The organism is Pseudomonas sp. GW822-FHT02D10, assembly GCF_058802345.1.
This window is the reverse complement of record NZ_JBXAOB010000003.1, coordinates 299,379-314,969: the sequence shown is the minus strand read 5'-3', so window position 1 is coordinate 314,969 and position 15,591 is coordinate 299,379. Positions and strand designations below refer to the sequence as shown.

Annotated in this window: 14 protein-coding genes and 1 pseudogene; 4 read left to right on the top strand and 11 right to left on the bottom strand. The window is 54.5% G+C overall.

What is annotated here, in order from left to right; all coding sequences use genetic code 11:
* Positions 1-28: 28 nt before the first annotated feature.
* Positions 29-928, bottom strand: coding sequence for a DMT family transporter (locus AC1RPZ_RS07065; RefSeq protein WP_493136171.1), 900 nt, complete (start codon positions 926-928; stop codon positions 29-31).
* 65 nt (positions 929-993) lie between these two features.
* Positions 994-1,617 carry a glutathione S-transferase family protein gene (locus tag AC1RPZ_RS07060; RefSeq protein WP_493136169.1) on the bottom strand — a complete coding sequence of 208 codons (624 nt, stop codon included), beginning with the start codon at positions 1,615-1,617 and terminating at the stop codon, positions 994-996.
* Between the two features lie 83 nt (positions 1,618-1,700).
* Here AC1RPZ_RS07060 and AC1RPZ_RS07055 point away from each other — a divergent pair, with 83 nt between their 5' ends.
* Positions 1,701-2,573, top strand: a complete 873-nt coding sequence (locus tag AC1RPZ_RS07055) for an AraC family transcriptional regulator (protein ID WP_493136167.1) — start codon at positions 1,701-1,703, stop codon at positions 2,571-2,573.
* A 3-nt stretch (positions 2,574-2,576) separates the two neighbouring features.
* On the opposite strand, the gene AC1RPZ_RS07050 is transcribed toward AC1RPZ_RS07055, so the two are convergent.
* The 6 genes from AC1RPZ_RS07050 to AC1RPZ_RS07025 form a co-directional block, all read right to left on the bottom strand.
* Positions 2,577-2,969, bottom strand: coding sequence for a hypothetical protein (locus tag AC1RPZ_RS07050; RefSeq protein ID WP_493136165.1), 393 nt, complete (start codon positions 2,967-2,969; stop codon positions 2,577-2,579).
* A gap of 437 nt (positions 2,970-3,406) precedes the next feature.
* Entirely contained in the window at positions 3,407-3,865 is a 459-nt protein-coding gene (locus AC1RPZ_RS07045) for a hemerythrin domain-containing protein (protein WP_493136163.1), read from the bottom strand.
* A gap of 382 nt (positions 3,866-4,247) precedes the next feature.
* Positions 4,248-4,469, bottom strand: a complete 222-nt coding sequence (locus AC1RPZ_RS07040) for a formate dehydrogenase subunit delta (protein ID WP_103318102.1) — start codon at positions 4,467-4,469, stop codon at positions 4,248-4,250.
* Positions 4,466-7,354 (bottom strand): formate dehydrogenase subunit alpha, encoded by a 2,889-nt coding sequence (fdhF, locus tag AC1RPZ_RS07035; protein ID WP_493136161.1) that lies wholly within the window; start codon positions 7,352-7,354, stop codon positions 4,466-4,468. Before fdhF ends, AC1RPZ_RS07040 begins: the two co-directional genes overlap by 4 nt.
* Positions 7,351-8,913 (bottom strand): formate dehydrogenase beta subunit, encoded by a 1,563-nt coding sequence (locus AC1RPZ_RS07030; protein WP_493136159.1) that lies wholly within the window; start codon positions 8,911-8,913, stop codon positions 7,351-7,353. The genes fdhF and AC1RPZ_RS07030 overlap by 4 nt, the downstream gene beginning before the upstream one ends.
* Positions 8,910-9,386, bottom strand: coding sequence for a formate dehydrogenase subunit gamma (locus AC1RPZ_RS07025; RefSeq protein WP_123425075.1), 477 nt, complete (start codon positions 9,384-9,386; stop codon positions 8,910-8,912). Before AC1RPZ_RS07025 ends, AC1RPZ_RS07030 begins: the two co-directional genes overlap by 4 nt.
* 814 nt (positions 9,387-10,200) lie before the next feature.
* Here AC1RPZ_RS07025 and AC1RPZ_RS07020 point away from each other — a divergent pair.
* From AC1RPZ_RS07020 to AC1RPZ_RS07010, 3 genes and pseudogenes are all read left to right on the top strand, one after another.
* Positions 10,201-10,584, top strand: coding sequence for a DUF6124 family protein (locus AC1RPZ_RS07020; RefSeq protein ID WP_493136157.1), 384 nt, complete (start codon positions 10,201-10,203; stop codon positions 10,582-10,584).
* A 34-nt stretch (positions 10,585-10,618) separates the two neighbouring features.
* Positions 10,619-10,876, top strand: a complete 258-nt coding sequence (locus tag AC1RPZ_RS07015; RefSeq protein ID WP_493136155.1) for a hypothetical protein — start codon at positions 10,619-10,621, stop codon at positions 10,874-10,876.
* An 80-nt stretch (positions 10,877-10,956) separates the two neighbouring features.
* Positions 10,957-11,147: pseudogene (locus AC1RPZ_RS07010) on the top strand (integrase core domain-containing protein); the annotation flags it as partial.
* Positions 11,148-11,224: 77 nt separating this feature from the next.
* On the opposite strand, the gene AC1RPZ_RS07005 reads toward AC1RPZ_RS07010, so the two are convergent.
* From AC1RPZ_RS07005 to AC1RPZ_RS06995, 3 genes are read right to left on the bottom strand one after another with little or no spacing between them, the layout of a single operon-like run.
* Positions 11,225-13,552 (bottom strand): AAA family ATPase, encoded by a 2,328-nt coding sequence (locus AC1RPZ_RS07005; protein ID WP_493136153.1) that lies wholly within the window; start codon positions 13,550-13,552, stop codon positions 11,225-11,227.
* Positions 13,527-14,192, bottom strand: coding sequence for an ABC-three component system middle component 1 (locus AC1RPZ_RS07000; RefSeq protein WP_493136152.1), 666 nt, complete (start codon positions 14,190-14,192; stop codon positions 13,527-13,529). The genes AC1RPZ_RS07005 and AC1RPZ_RS07000 overlap by 26 nt, the downstream gene beginning before the upstream one ends.
* Positions 14,182-15,408, bottom strand: a complete 1,227-nt coding sequence (locus tag AC1RPZ_RS06995; protein ID WP_493136149.1) for an ABC-three component system protein — start codon at positions 15,406-15,408, stop codon at positions 14,182-14,184. Before AC1RPZ_RS06995 ends, AC1RPZ_RS07000 begins: the two co-directional genes overlap by 11 nt.
* Positions 15,409-15,591: the final 183 nt, after the last annotated feature.

Below are 15,591 nucleotides of genomic sequence, written 5' to 3'. Positions count from 1 at the left end.
CTTTTTCCCTTATCGTAATGCCATCAGGTCAAGCCGGTTCAGTCAGCGACGAAGCCTTCTCCGGTGGTTTTATCGAACCGATGTAAACCGCGACGATGGTGATCAACGCACCGCTGATTTGCAGCATGGAGCTGGCTTTATGCAAGAAAACGACATCGATGAAGTAGGTGATCACCGGTTCCAGCAGCAGAATCAAGCCAGCCAGGCCCAGGCTGATGGAGCCAATCGAGCGGTTGACCAATAGCCAGCCAACAAACTGCACGAGCACGCCATAGATAATCAGCATGACCAGCGTTTGTTGATCCGCAATCACCAGGCTTTCTCCATTTGCAACGGCATAGCCCAGCAGAACGAGTGCTGCCCAGATACTCAGGTTAAGCATTTGGGCGATCTTGTCTCCTCCACCCTCTGGCAATTTGGTGTTGATCTTCAGGAAGTACACGCAAATGGCATAAGCCAACCCTGACAACACGCCATAGACAACACCCTTTATCCCTATCGTCGTGGCCATCTCAGGCAGCAGCAACATGTACAGTCCGGAGAACGCCAAAGTGATCGATATTACAAAGTAGATCGAGGGCTTTTCTTTCAAGAGATAAAGCCCCAAGAGGGTCATAAAGAACACTTGGCAATTAGTCAGGATCGAACCAATGCCCGGACCGACTATATAAATACTCTGATGCCAGAGAATCAAATCAACCGCTAAAAAAACGCCCGCCAGCGCGGTGTATAACCGGGCCTTGCTGTCTTGCAACTTTATCGGAGTCTTGCGAAGTTTTAACAGCAGGTAAAACAACACCGAGGCAAACAACATCCGATAAAACCCGGCGCCCCCCGCCCCGATATGGGCGAAGGCCACGGCCAAGGCAGAAAGGCTGAGCATCAAGCCACCCACCGTCAACTCCAGTACGGCCCTATTGGTCGACATAGCGACTCCACTGATGGTTAGGCAACACTCTGATTCAGTCGCGCAGCATTTGGGCTGCGGACCCGCTAGATCTCTTCGGCGGCCAGCTGCAACCACTGCTGCACCGGCGGGTAAGCCAGCACCGCATCGACATAGGCTTGCAGCGGTGCCGGCACGGCAATCCCATAGCGACGAAAGCGGAAAACTACCGGGGCAAACATGGCATCCACGATCCCAAATTCACCGCAGAGGAACTTCGTGGAACCGCTCACCGTTCTCAAGTGGCTCCAGATGTTGAAAATGCGCTGAATTTCATCCTTGGTTTCTGTCGTCAACACGTCTGGGGTGTCACCGGTGTTCAAACCAAACGACATCTGCGTGCGGACATGGGTAAAGCCAGAGTGCATTTCCGCCGCTGCCGCCCGAGCCACCGCTTTAATGTGTTGTTCTTGCGGCCACAAGTTTGCTTCAGGGTAGACGCTGGCAATATATTCAGAAATCGCCAGGCTGTCGTTGATAACAATATCGTCCCGAAGTAGCGCGGGTACCTTTCCTGACGGGGAGTACTTTAGAATACGTTTTCGAGTATCCTTTTCTTCCAGTTTTATTTGAATGGTTTCAAACGAAATATCAGCAGTCACCAGTACCAGCCACGCCCGAAATGACCAAGAAGATTTATTGAAATCCCCGATAACTAGTTTAGTTGGCATTGTTTTTCCTGGCTCGTATTAAGGAATTGATGCTAAATTTATCAGGCCATTTTTCGAACGTCTTGCACAAAACTGGACAGGTCATGAAAGAGCACCCGCGCCGCAAAAGCTCCGCAAAAATCAATGAGGATTTCTCTCGGTTCTGGCGGATACCTGAGGGTGATTGCGAGCTGCTGTCGGCACGCTACAGCACCCAGTCATTTGGCAGGCATTCACACGATCGCTACGCGATCGGCGTCATAAGCGGCGGCGTTGAAAAGCTCTTCTATCGGGGTTCCCATTACGTTGGAACTGCCGGGAGTGTGGTCACTATCAGCCCGGGTGAGATACATGACGGGCTTCCCGGAAGCGATGGCGGCTGGATGTATCGGATGCTTTATATTGACCCGGCATGGCTTAATAAAGTGGTCTTGCAAGACAGGTATTCTTCGGAACACATTCATCTTTTTCAACAAGCGCTGACTCAAGACGACCTGTTTGCTCAATCGTTTTTGTATCACCATCAGCTCATCGAAAAGTCCAACCCTAGCCTTGAGCGCGAGACCATCCTGCTGGAGTTGGTCACACAGCTCTTTCAGAGGCATGGGGTGATCATAAAATCTTCAGAGGCCACCGAGCGTGATGCGGTAAAACGCATCAAGAAAAAGCTGGAAGATGAATTCGATAAAAACATACCGCTGGAAAACCTCGCCAAACTCGTTGATCTCGACCCTCTGTACATGATCCGGGTGTTCAAAAAGAACGTCGGCCTCTCTCCTCACAGCTATCAAATCCAAAAAAGAATCGCTCACGTACAAAACCTTCTACGCATGGGCGTGAGTCTTGCGGAAGCGTCCTTTTGTTGCGGATTTTTTGACCAGAGCCATATGACAAGAGCCTTCAAGAAGGTCGTCGGCGTGACACCTGGCAGTTTTCGGAATTCAACCACGAGAGCATCACGGACGTCTCCGAGCTGAAGCTCAAGGGATAGGCTCGTCTTGGGCTTCAGGAAGCTCTTGGTAGCTTCTTGCCGACGGTGCTGGGCAGGTTCGCCAGGGCTCATCCCCTGTACTCACGCAAGGAAACGCCGTGAAAAAATCCCTTATAGGCCATGGCCAACTGGCCACCCCCGGTGGGTGGTTGTAAACCTTGAGGCGCAGGTTGTAGTCGCCAGGCTGTTGCTGGAACTTGTCCAGCGTGACGCGGCCAAAGAGCCCGGAATCGTTCAGCACTTTTTGCAGTTCAGGCTTGAGCATGTCACGCGCTTGTGGAACTTCAACGGCTGAAGCGCTTTTTGGCTCGCCTTGATAGAAGTTGAAGTCCACATAGACATTCGGTTTGTTCGAATAGCTGGACATGGACGGCAGAGTCACCGGAGCCACTTCGTCCTTGGTAAAACTGGCGCAAGCACCAGGGTCAACCCCAGAATTTTTCCAAATTGCATGACAACTTCCTTAATTGATGGCAACGCGCCTCCATGCGGAGCGCCAGGCGGATTCTAGAGAGTGTCGTACGATTGCAAAAGGCCGTATCTGAGAAAAGCTGGCTGGGGATCGGAAAAAAGGGCAGGTTTTTCCATAGCCTGAAGGGCTGCTTCACGCAAGGGGAAGCCAGTCAGCTTTGACCAAGGTTGTTGAGCCGAGAAGCCGTCCGGTTGGAGGGCAGGAAGTGGGGCGGTGTTCAGTTGTCACGAAAACAGATAAAAAATGGGCGACCTTGTTCAGGTCGCCCATTTCATCCACGCAATGACTTTGTGAACTCTAATATGTAATAACAGCCCAGTCTTGATTAAAGATGTTGAGCACTCCGCTTAATGCCACTGGCTCTTTACTTCCTGCCACTGAGTATCTGACAGCCACTTATCTGCCATCGGAAAGAAGATATTCTCCTCGGACTCCATATGATCATAGTATTTCTTGATAAAGTCATCGATGGTATCAACGATCACTTTTATTTCCTGAGTTGACTCTTCCAACGCCTTGAGTTGTCCAGCAATACGCCCAAATGCCAGATGATCTCGCTCGATATCCTTGACCCGTGGGTGGATCGGTGCCTCGGTCTCCAGCAAGGCCCGCCGGATAGTCTCTTCATTTTCGTGGTGATGCCGCTCTGCGTCACCATGCAAGGCTTCCAGTTCCTGAAACAACAACTTGCGATCATCGGCACCCGCGGACTCATGCTTCATTTTCCTCAGTAATCCTTTGATCTGGGTAATTTTGAGTGCCACCTCATGATGATAGGTGTGCAGTTCATTCAACAGTGCGTTCATATCAAATCCTCTCTGCTACACCAAGGCATCACGGGGGACTATTATTAATCAGCAACTTTCAAGTGTTGATCAATATATAAACTTCCATCACTTCTAATACATCCATCCGCCGCATTCATCAATACGTACTAAACATTTTTAGTATAGTCGGGCGCCAAATTCTCACCCCGGTAAATGTGCCGCCCTTGGATGAATTTGAAATATCAGATCAGTGTTGATATGCGCTATTTGATCGACTGAAGGAGACGCTACAAATAACAGGGGACGGGATTGTTGGTTTTGGAGGGGGGGGAAGAACGGGAGGCGTTATCAAGCGGAGCATGAGTTTGCCCCTTGGCCTGTCTTCACAAACCAAGGGGCAATACCAATGGATCAGGTGAACCTAAGCCTCCCAGCCCGCGCCACTGACCGCTGATTGCACCAGCGGATGCAAGTCTGCGCCCTGATGCTCTGTCTGCCAGGCCAGCAATTCCTTGCGCATGCCGGGCGTCCAGTACATTTTCAGGTGATTACGCACGTCGAGCACGGCCTGTTTCTGGTCCGGTTCGCTGGCGAAGTACTGGGCGATCTGGTTAGCCATTTTGATCAGGTTGGCGGTGCTCATCGGCGTACCTCGGCTTTTGCTCCGGCAGCGCGTGCCTGGCGGCGTTCATCGAGCAGGCGTTGCTGTTCGTCGCTGAATGCCTGGTAGCGTTTTTGCCACTCGGAAGGGTGGTAGACGCGGCTGACTTCCACGGCGGTGACTTTGTATTCCGGACAGTTGGTGGCCCAGTCGGAGTTGTCGGTGGTGATGACGTTGGCCCCCGATTCCGGGAAGTGGAAGGTGGTGTACACCACACCCGGGGCGACCCGTTCGGTGATCCGCGCACGCAGGACGGTTTGCCCGGCGCGGCTGCCGATGCCGACCCAGTCACCTTCGTTGATGCCACGGCTCTCGGCGTCGGTCGGGTGGATTTCCAGGCGGTCTTCGTCGTGCCAGGCGACGTTGTCGGTACGCCGGGTCTGGGCGCCGACGTTGTACTGGCTGAGGATACGCCCGGTGGTCAGCAGCAGCGGATAGCGGCTGTTGACCTTTTCTTCGGTGGGCACGTAACCGGTGAGCATGAAGCGCCCCTTGCCGCGCACGAATTCCTCGATGTGCATGGTCGGCGTGCCGTCCGGTGCCGCAGCGTTGCACGGCCATTGCAGGCTGCCGTGGCGCTCCAGTGAGGCGTAGCTGACGTTGGTGAAGGTCGGCGTCAGGCTGGCGATTTCATCCATGATTTGCGACGGGTGTTGGTAGTTCATCGGGTAACCGAGGGCGTTGGCCAGGGCCACGGTGCCTTCCCAGTCGGCCTTGCCGCCCAGCGGTTCCATGACTTTGCGCACCCGGGAGATGCGCCGCTCGGCGTTGGTGAAGGTGCCGTCTTTTTCCAGGAACGAGCTGCCCGGCAGGAACACGTGGGCGAACTTGGCGGTTTCGTTGAGGAAAATGTCCTGCACCACGATGCATTCCATGGCCGACAGGGCCGCGGTGACGTGCTGGGTATTGGGATCGCTCTGGGCGATGTCTTCACCCTGGCAATACAAGCCCTTGAAGCTGCCGCCCAGGGCGGCTTCGAACATGTTGGGAATGCGCAGGCCCGGATCGGGTTGCAGCGTAACGTTCCAGGCCTGTTCGAACTGCGCGCGTACCACCTCGTTGGAGATGTGCCGGTAGCCGGGCAGTTCGTGCGGGAAGGAACCCATGTCGCAGGAGCCCTGAACGTTATTCTGCCCACGCAGCGGGTTCACGCCCACGCCTTCGCGGCCGATGTTGCCCGTGACCATGGCCAGGTTGGCGATGCCCATGACCGCGGTGCTGCCCTGGCTGTGTTCGGTGACGCCCAGGCCATAGTAGATCGCCGCATTGCCACCGGTGGCATACAGACGGGCGGCGGCGCGGATGTCGGCAGCGGCGACGCCGCAGATCTCGCCAAGGACTTCCGGCGAGTTTTCCGCGCGGCTGACGAACGCTTTCCACTGGGCGAAATCGCTGCCCTCGCAACGAGCGTCGATAAAGGCCTGGTTGAGCAGGCCTTCGGTGACGATGACGTGGGCCAGGGCGTTGAGCATGGCGACGTTGGTGCCGGGGCGCAGCGCCAGATGCAGTTCGGCGCGGGCATGCACCGTGTCCACCAGATCAATGCGGCGTGGGTCGATGACGATCAGCCGCGCGCCTTCACGCAGGCGGCGCTTGAGCTGGGAGGCGAACACCGGGTGGGCGTCGCTGGGGTTGGCGCCCATCACCAGGATCACGTCGGCCTGCATCACCGAGTCGAAACTCTGGGTGCCGGCGGACTCGCCCAGGGTTTGTTTCAGGCCATAGCCGGTCGGCGAGTGGCAGACCCGCGCGCAGGTGTCGACGTTGTTGTTGCCAAACGCGGCGCGCACCAGTTTTTGCACCAGATAGGTTTCTTCGTTGGTGCAGCGGCTGGAGGTGATGCCGCCAATGGAGTCGCGGCCGTATTTTTGCTGCAGGCGACGGAATTCGCTGGCGGCGTAGGTCACCGCTTCATCCCAGCTGACTTCCTGCCAAGGGTCGTTGATGTGCTTGCGGATCATCGGCTTGGTGATGCGATCCGGGTGGGTCGCGTAGCCCCAGGCAAAGCGCCCTTTGACGCACGAGTGGCCGTGGTTGGCCTGGCCGTTCTTGTCGGGAACCATGCGCACGACCTGGTCGCCTTTCATCTCGGCGCGGAACGAGCAACCCACGCCGCAATAGGCGCAGGTAGTGATCACGCTGTGTTCGGGCTGACCCAGCTCGACCACGCTTTTTTCCATCAGCGTCGCGGTCGGGCAGGCTTGTACACAGGCACCGCAGGACACGCATTCCGAGTCGAGGAAGTTCTCGCCACCGGCGGCCGCGACCCGGGATTCGAAACCGCGTCCGGTAATGGTCAGGGCAAAGGTGCCCTGGGTTTCTTCGCAGGCGCGCACGCAGCGGTTACAGACGATGCACTTGCTCGGGTCGTAGTCGAAGTAAGGGTTGGAAGTGTCCTTCACATCGGCCAGATGGTTCTCGCCTTCATAGCCGTAACGCACTTCCCGCAGGCCGACCTGGCCGGCGACGGTTTGCAGCTCGCAGTTGCCGTTGGCCGAGCAAGTCAGGCAGTCCAGCGGGTGATCGGAGATGTACAGCTCCATGACGTTGCGGCGCAGGGTGGCGAGCTTCGGCGTCTGGGTGTGCACGCTCATGCCTTCGCTGACCGGCGTGGTGCAGGACGCCGGGTAGCCGCGCATGCCGTCGATCTCGACCAGGCACATGCGGCAGGAGCCGAAGGCTTCCAGGCTGTCGGTGGCACACAGTTTGGGAATGGTGGTGCCCAGCAGCGCGGCGGCGCGCATCACCGAGGTGCCTTCGGGCACGCTGATGCTTTGACCGTCGATGTTCAGGGTGACCTGCACCTCGCTGTTGCGCGCAGGGGTGCCCAGATCGATATCGGTGTTCGGGTCGAAGAGAGTGATCATTGGTCGGCCTCCGAAGATTGCAGACCGAAGTCGGCGGGGAAGTACTTGAGGGCGCTGGCGACCGGAAAGGAGACCATGCCGCCCAATGCGCACAACGAACCGTACTGCAGGGTGTCGCACAGGTCCTTGAGGATGATCACCTGTTCATCACGACTGCTCTGGTCCGGCGCGGCCAGCAGGCGGTCGATCACCTCCACGCCGCGGGTCGAGCCAATGCGGCATGGCGTGCATTTGCCACAGGATTCTTCGGCGCAGAACTGCATGGCGAAGCGCGCCATGTGGGCCATGTCGAGGCTGTCGTCAGCCACCACCACACCCCCGTGACCGAGCATGGCACCGATGGCGGCGAAGGCTTCGTAGTCCAGCGGTGTGTCGAATTGCCCAGGCGGCACCCAGGCGCCGAGAGGGCCGCCAACCTGCGCGGCTTTCAGCGGCCGGCCACTGGCGGTACCGCCGCCGTAGTCTTCCACCAGTTCCCGCAGGGTCAGGCCAAAGGCCCGTTCCACCAGGCCGCCGTGACGAACATTGCCCGCCAGTTGGAAGGGCATGGTGCCGAGGGAACGGCCCATGCCGTAATCGCGATAGAACTGCGCGCCCTTGGCCAGAATCAGCGGCACCGAGGCCAGCGTCAGTACGTTATGCACCAGGGTCGGCAGGCCGAACAGGCCCTGCAAGGCCGGGATCGGTGGCTTGGCGCGGACGATCCCGCGCTTGCCTTCGAGCGAGTCGAGCAGCGCGGTTTCTTCACCGCAGATGTAAGCGCCGGCACCGACGCGCACTTCCATGTCGAAGGCCTGGCCGCTGCCGCCGACATTGGCACCGAGGTAACCGGCGGACCGGGCGATATCTAATGCCGCGCGCAGGGTGGCCACGGCCTGTGGATATTCCGAGCGCACATAGATGTAGCCGTAGCTGGCGCCGACGGTGATGCCGGCAATGGCCATGCCTTCGATCAGCAGGAAGGGGTCGCCTTCCATCAACATGCGGTCGGCGAAGGTGCCGGAGTCGCCTTCGTCGGCGTTGCACACAATGTACTTCTGCGCCGCCTGAGTGCCGCGCACCGTGCGCCATTTGATCCCGGCCGGGAAGGCTGCGCCGCCACGGCCACGCAGGCCCGAATCGAACACGGCGGTCGCGGTCTGCTCGCCGCCCAGAGCGACGGCCCGGGTCAAGCCCTCGAAGCCGCCGTGGGCCCGGTAATCCTCAAGGGACAGCGGCCGGGTAATGCCAGCGCGGGCGAACAACAGGCGTTGTTGTGTCTTCAGATAAGGCAGCTCTTCCACCCGGCCCAAGGCCAGTGGATGGGCGGACGGCTCGCCTTGCAGCGCATCGAGCAGCGACGGCACATCGGCAGCGGTCAGCGGGCCGAAGCCGATACGGCCTTGCGGGCTGTCCACTTCCAGCAGCGGCTCCAGCCAGTACAGGCCGCGAGAACTGGTGCGTTGCAGGTCCAGCGGCAGATTGCGTTCGCGGGCCTGAGTGACCAGGGCCACGGCCACCTCATCGGCACCCACGGCACGGGCAAGCGAATCACAGGGCAGATAAAGACTCGGCATCATGCGTCCTCCAGGCAAGCGTCGAGCAGGGCATCCAGACGCTCGGCGCTAAGCCGCGCATGCACCTGACCATCGAGCTCCAGAGCCGGCGAACAGGCGCAGGCGCCGAGGCAATACACCGGGCGCAGGCTGATGTTGCCGTCGGCACTGCTGCCGTGGTCGTCCAGTTGCAGGCGTTCACGCAACTGCGCCGCGAGCTGCTCGGCGCCGCGGCTCTGGCAGGACTCGGCCCGGCACAGACGCAGGATATGCCGCGCCGGGGGCGCGGTACGGAAGTCATGGTAGAAGCTGATCACCCCGCGAACCTCGGCCTGACTCAAGTTGAGCGCGTGGGCAATCTCGGGGACGGCGGCATCGGGGATGTAACCGATGCCCTCCTGAATATCATGAAGGATCGGCAACAGTGCGCCGGGCGAACCCTTGTGGCGCTCCAGCAGGCTGTTGACCATCGGCAGGTGCAACATCTCATCAGGCATACAGCATTCCTCACGGTCACGGGCAAACCAGGCGGTTGTCGGTTGTCCGAAAGTGTCGGCTGCGGCACTCACACCACGTCACGGTCTCGTGGCATTTTCAGGCCGTTGGCCAGGCACCCTGAGCGGGCATCTTGTTGGGCCCGGCGCGGTCTTTGCCGCACCTGTTCAGGGCATATAACGCAGCTTGCCATGCTGCCTTTGATTCATCTGCACGAAAGCGACGTGCTTGGTTCTTTCTACGACTACCCGTTAAGTCTAGAAGAGCGCAGCCCAAGTGCCTCATCCCTGAAGGGTTGTTATGCCTTTTTGCTTTAGGGGTTATGCACAAAGGATTGCTGTTGGGGAAGGTGACGGCTGAGTTCACCGGGAGGGCTACGATGGTGGAGATTTCGAAACTGATTTCTCAGCATTCGCTTTGCCCCGAATATTGAAAACCCCGAAAACTCGGGGCTAAAAATCCCTGTCAGGCACCCGCAATCCCTGTGGGAGCGGGCTTGCTCGCGAAGGCGCCAGATCAGCCACCACCAATGCTGAATACCCAACCATCATCCCAAGCAGTCCACCCCCACAAACATCACACCTCACCAACCGGTATCAGGGAGGAAACGCGGACAGACCACGATTATGAATGTGATGAAACCTTATCTGTCCCGTGTTTCTCCCCGTCCTAGGACATTTCCCGCAAACCATAGCGCCTTCCATGAACTGGCAAGCAACATTCCTGGAAGATAATCTCCTGTCTTCGCTGCAGCCGAGCGGACGGTTTTGACAGGCCGAAAAAACGCAGGGTTCCTGAAAATCCTGGAGATTCCTTATGAAAAAGACAACCCGAAACCCACTTGAAACCCCGTTGCTCTCTACATCAGAAGACCTCGATCCAATAGAGCTTTCCGAAACCGCCCAACGCGCCGTCAGTGCCCGTTTGCGTAACCCCAGTCACCCTGATCCCGTCAGCCATATCTTCACCATTGTCCCCGGCGTAGACACGCCAACCTTGCTGGTCCACGCCAGCGAAACCCTCGCCTCTGTCAACGCCATGACCACCGACCTGGCGTTTGAACTCGAAGGCTCGCGGCGCAATGTGGCACTGGCGATTCAACAGTTGGCCGTGCTGGCGGAGTTGCTGGTAAACCGAGCACTGGACCACCTCGACACTCCCAACGAGGCGGGTGAGAGTCAGCCCACCGTCCACCACTGAGTGGCCGCGCTCGTTTACCCAATGGAGGTTTGTCATGGATCGATACATGCCAGTCACCGGCATTGACTGCACCATCCCGTCACTGCTGATCGATACCCAAGCGCCACTCGACGTACTGCACGAAACGGCGGCCTACCGCATCCGCACCGCGACCCAACTACTGGAGAACATCGCCATGGGCGAGGGGGTTCACAGTGAACTGGCGCGGGTGCTGGTGACTTCACTGCGCGATGGCTGTGATTTGCTGGACGTGGTTGGGCGGCGATTGCAGGCGCAGGTGCTGTTGGTATGAAAAATGGGCGACCTTGTTCAGGTCGCCCATTTTAGTTGGTGGGAAAATGAGTATGAAAATAAATCTGTCCCGTTTTTTCGGAGCGCGTGTTTCGGAGCTTGAAAACGGAATGGATACCGACAACGGGCTACCGAACGACCCAAGAGGCGCAACGGGATATCAGTCATTTTTTGATGCATCGATATAACTGGATTCGACCCCATCAATTCAACGGTGGGCTGGCGCCAGCACAGGCCGAGAAAAACTTAACGTCGTGTCCGGGATTAGTTGACCACTACATAGTGGAGGGAGCGCTACCCAAAAGGGGGGTAGCCACCCGACCCTACTAGATGGTTTCGAACATCATCCTTAGGACGCCTCTTTAGCCAAGTGCTGCATGTTCAGGGAGCGGGTGCTCAATCCTGCCTTGGTAAAGCGGTATCGCATGTACGCTGAAATGTCTTCCTCGTGCGACGATACGATGAGCTGACGAAGCTTCAATTCGCAGCGAAGCAGGTCAGTCAGAGACGCTACGTTCACTTCGTCTAGAGACTGAACGGGGTCATCGATGAGGATCAGCGGGACATCTGCGTACACCTTGTTTAGAGAGAGGAAGAACGCCAGACTAAGTGCTGAGACCTGCCCTGAGCTCATTGAGAGCACGGCATCATGATCAGACTTTTCAGCGGTCAGAAACCGCAGTTGCTTACCTTCGCGACTCTCGATGAATAAGCCTAGTCCGCGCTGATAGTTCTGTATGAGTCGCCCGCTGTAGATATGGAAGATCAGCTCAATCTCTGAAATGGTGTGGTCAGAGTACACGCGCTCTACCCGCTCCAGCGTGTCACGTAGCCTCTTGACCTTCTGGCTTGCACGCGTTGCTGCTTCATTCTCCCGTTGAATTTTTTGCAGAGATTCAAGGGATTTTTGCAACTTGGTGCTTCGTGCTTCATTGGCCTTAATGGAGATGTATTGGATTTTGTTGGCTAGGTCTTGCTGCTCGAGAATATAGAAGTCTTCAATGGCCTTGAAGGTCGTATCGATGGTTTGCCGCCAGTCCTCGGGTAGTGTCTCTGTCTCAAGGCTCTTCTTTGCGCGGATCGAAATAATGAGCTCTAGCAGGCGTTCTTCCATGATCTCTGCATTCGCTGAGAACAGGTAATTGATCGGTGTGCCTGTAGTTTTAAGCCGTTCGGCCAGCTGTTGAATGCTTGCCAAGCGAACTCTTGCGCGCTCTAGAGCGGTGTGTAGGGCCTCGTTGTAGTCGTTCGACAGTGTTGTTTCCCGAGACTGTATGTATACAGCTATCGGCACCAGTTCCTCGGTCATGCGAGTAGTCAGATCGACGAGCGCCTTCCCATCAGCGCCCAGCGTGCTGACGATCTGTTGAGATCTACCCTTGATCGCATCCAGCATGGCCTGGTGCTTTTGCCAGTCGGCACCGCACAATGGGCAGTTCGGGTCGTCGGGGTGGATCTTCGCGTGTTCCTCAAGTAACTGGATCTTCAGGCGAGCCAGTTCAGCCGCGATGGTGGCATTTGATTGATTCTGTTGGGAAAGAGTGTTGCGAGTCGTGATTTGCTCTTCAAACCACTTCAGGCGGTCGGGTTCCCAGCTGGGCAGTGCCTGAGCCTCAGCGAGGGTGATGGCTGTCGTACCGCGCTGGATAGCGGCTTTAGCTTTAGCGAGCAGATCTAGCTCTTTCTTTACGCTGTCTAAAGTGTCCAGGTTGTTGAGGTCATTGCCAAACTGAGCGATGCTGCGCAGAGACTCCATGCTTTGCTCAATATAGGTGTCAATGCGGTCATTCTGAAATCTTATTTGCACAGCGCTTTTAAGGAGCAGGAGCTCCTGAAGTCTACGTGTGGAGTCTAGATATTGATCCAGGATTTCGGATGAGTAAGTTGGGAAGAGATCCTCTTTATCCCAACCGGCCTGCTGATCTGCGGTTGAAAGTCTTTTGTACTCCACACTGCCAAGATCAGCTTGAGCCATGGCTCGAAGCGATTCGCCCTCGGCGATCAATTCATTTTCTTTAGTTTTTCGATCAGTATCGCTGAGATACTTTGTGAATCGGCGTTGAACAGCCTTGCAGTTCTCAATTTCAGTCAGAATGTCTGTGGTATTAAAAAGATTGCCTAGGGCATCTTTCCTACTCTCTATCTTCGAAAAGAGCAGTGGGTTTTGCCCTTGTTCCAGGTAGTTTAAAAACGAAAAATTTTCTCGAAAGTTTTCGCCGAAGAGTTCGTCGATGTATTCATTTTCACGTAAATTATCTAGCGTGTAATCGGTCGACGAAAACTCAGCCAGGTCATAAAGAAGAAACTGTGAAAAACTATCGGCGCGGTTTAACGCTTTCTGCTTCAATGACTTAGCGGTTGCATGCCTTGCCAGTGTAATTGTGCGTTCTTGGTTAACGAATTCGATCTTGATTGTCAGGTCTTTCTCCCCAGAGCGGATGTTCCAGAACAGGTTGTCATCATAATTTACCTGTTTTTTGTTCATCAGCTTGGTGAAAAGATTGTCGATCCTTTTAATCTGTCCCGTGAGCAGCAGCTCGATGGCGTCAAAAATACTGGTCTTTCCAAATCCATTAGGGCCATCTAGAGTGAGCAACGATGAATTGTCGAGATCTAGCGAAACCTTCTTGAATGCTTTGAAGTTAGAGACTTCAATTCTGGATATTTGCCAATTCATCACTAATCATTTCCTTGATCAAGTCATCGACGTTAGCACTGGAGAATTTCAGTATGCCCTCATAAGTTTTGGTAAGGCCTTCCTCACTCACGGCCCCTTCTGTTTGTAGTCGCAAGGGGACAAGATCTCTCTTGATGAAGGGTAGTTCAAGGAAAGGTAACTTGATAAATATCTTCGCTGCTGCGCTGTATTGCGTTGCGGTTAGCGGTTTTATTTTGTATTCATTGAATAGTTCTTTGTTTGTGATGGTGGCATGTATCTTTTCATAGGTCTGGCCTTGTAAAACGTTCTCTTCTGCGTCGCTGTAGTAGAGAACATACTTTTTGAAGTGGTAAGGGTCTTCTTCTATTGCAAATATTTCCTCTTCGTGAATTTTGAATTCTGAAAGTTGTTTAAGGTGATGAATGCAAATTAGGTCGCAATTTTTTTTGTACGAGGGATCGTTTGTGAAATTGTCGGGAGTCGATTGAATGATGGCTGAGTTTAGTTCTTTCGGAGTAGAAAGCTCGTCCAATCTGTGAAGTATCGCAAACCGGATTGCATCGCCAACCTCTCTCTTATAAAAACGTGTGCTATCAGTTTCAAGTTTTTTTACAAACTGATGCGCGATTAGGGCCTCATCAATGAGTTCAATGATCATTTAGTCGAGCCTCTGCTTCTTCCTTGGTTAAAATACTTATGCGTAGTTTTTTTATAATATGGCTGTCGGCTTGCTCTTGCGTATCTTGTCCGGAAAAGTCTGAGCTGACTGTATACTTGGTGTCAATCATGAACGACTCTTTAGCCCTGTAAGCTATGAGATTGTTATACTCGAATAGTAGCTCGAGCAGGTCGTCATTGCTGCTCATTTCGCTTCGAATATCCGAAGCACAATAGATATTTTCCTCAATTTCTGGGAGGTCGAGAGCTGTAGGGATATAAAATTTATGTTGTTTACATAAGTAATGGGGGAGCCTGACGAGTATCGGCTCTATACCTATTTCCTGGATAAGCCCTGTATATTTTCTGATGTCCGCCTTTTGAATAAGAGTAAAGCGTTCTGATGGTTTCATTAGCTGGCACAAACATTTCAGCTCGTTAGCTTGGGTCGACCGGATGTGTTCGTATAGACTCCGAGCTCTCTCATAATTGGCGTCTGTCATGCCAGGCAATGATTGTTCTAGCCTATCTTCAAGATGCGCGTGAAGCCTGCTCTTCAGATCTATAGCATAGTGGTCTGCGTCGTTATAAGGATTGTTGTTGATAATATCATCTAAAATGCTTTGGCCGAAAATCCTATTTGAGTATGCAGCTCTTCTTTCAGTGTCCCCGTCCATCTGGATTTTTTTATGGATTTCGATTGCCTTTGAGCTGATCTTCTCTGATAACAAGCAGTAGTTTAAATTTAAAAGTTTTTCGCTTAAATTAATCGCTTTGGTTTTGCAGATTTTGGTGATAACTGACTTTGTGAGTTCCTCGATACTCCCTAGGCTGCAATGCTTGTCGTCGCCATAAGGATAAAATTTTACAACTTCATCGCTGTCACCCTTGTAGTCACTCGTATCTGAAATCGCGATAGATATATGGAAGTGTCGAGTGGTTCCTTTGATTCTGTCCAGCTCTATTTTTGCCGACTTTGCTAAAGCCTCACTATAATTTGAGCGATATTTTCCTATGTTCGCCTTAACTTGGTGGGCGCTGACTAAGACTCCACTCTTATATATTGCAAAGTCGTCGGTACTATCCAGCTGTAGCTCAAAATCCACATCGCCTTCATGTATTAACTTAAGGCAGTGGTATAGGGCTATTTTCCCTTGGTATACAAAGCCGCTCCAGGAAGAAACGGCACTGTGTGGATATTGTTCTTCTTCGCTCACGTTGACTCCATTCACAGGTGATAAAATTTTTCAGAAGTGGCCCAACGATATCATGATGAGCGCGTCTCTTATCCGTGCCATTGGTCGGACTGGGCAGGACTGAAGCGTAAAGGGGACTGATTTATTTTTCTGTCAACTGACCGAGGCAGTGCGAGATGGGGCTGTGATTTTTGAGAGTGAGGT

Coding starts and splice junctions, on each gene's coding strand:
- AC1RPZ_RS07065 (WP_493136171.1), bottom strand. CDS start 928: ATGTCGACCAATAGGGCCGTACTGGAGTTGACGGTGGGTGGCTTGATG.
- AC1RPZ_RS07060 (WP_493136169.1), bottom strand. CDS start 1,617: ATGCCAACTAAACTAGTTATCGGGGATTTCAATAAATCTTCTTGGTCA.
- AC1RPZ_RS07055 (WP_493136167.1), top strand. CDS start 1,701: ATGAAAGAGCACCCGCGCCGCAAAAGCTCCGCAAAAATCAATGAGGAT.
- AC1RPZ_RS07045 (WP_493136163.1), bottom strand. CDS start 3,865: ATGAACGCACTGTTGAATGAACTGCACACCTATCATCATGAGGTGGCA.
- AC1RPZ_RS07040 (WP_103318102.1), bottom strand. CDS start 4,469: ATGAGCACCGCCAACCTGATCAAAATGGCTAACCAGATCGCCCAGTAC.
- fdhF (WP_493136161.1), bottom strand. CDS start 7,354: ATGATCACTCTCTTCGACCCGAACACCGATATCGATCTGGGCACCCCT.
- AC1RPZ_RS07030 (WP_493136159.1), bottom strand. CDS start 8,913: ATGATGCCGAGTCTTTATCTGCCCTGTGATTCGCTTGCCCGTGCCGTG.
- AC1RPZ_RS07025 (WP_123425075.1), bottom strand. CDS start 9,386: ATGCCTGATGAGATGTTGCACCTGCCGATGGTCAACAGCCTGCTGGAG.
- AC1RPZ_RS07020 (WP_493136157.1), top strand. CDS start 10,201: ATGAAAAAGACAACCCGAAACCCACTTGAAACCCCGTTGCTCTCTACA.
- AC1RPZ_RS07015 (WP_493136155.1), top strand. CDS start 10,619: ATGGATCGATACATGCCAGTCACCGGCATTGACTGCACCATCCCGTCA.
- AC1RPZ_RS07005 (WP_493136153.1), bottom strand. CDS start 13,552: ATGAATTGGCAAATATCCAGAATTGAAGTCTCTAACTTCAAAGCATTC.
- AC1RPZ_RS07000 (WP_493136152.1), bottom strand. CDS start 14,192: ATGATCATTGAACTCATTGATGAGGCCCTAATCGCGCATCAGTTTGTA.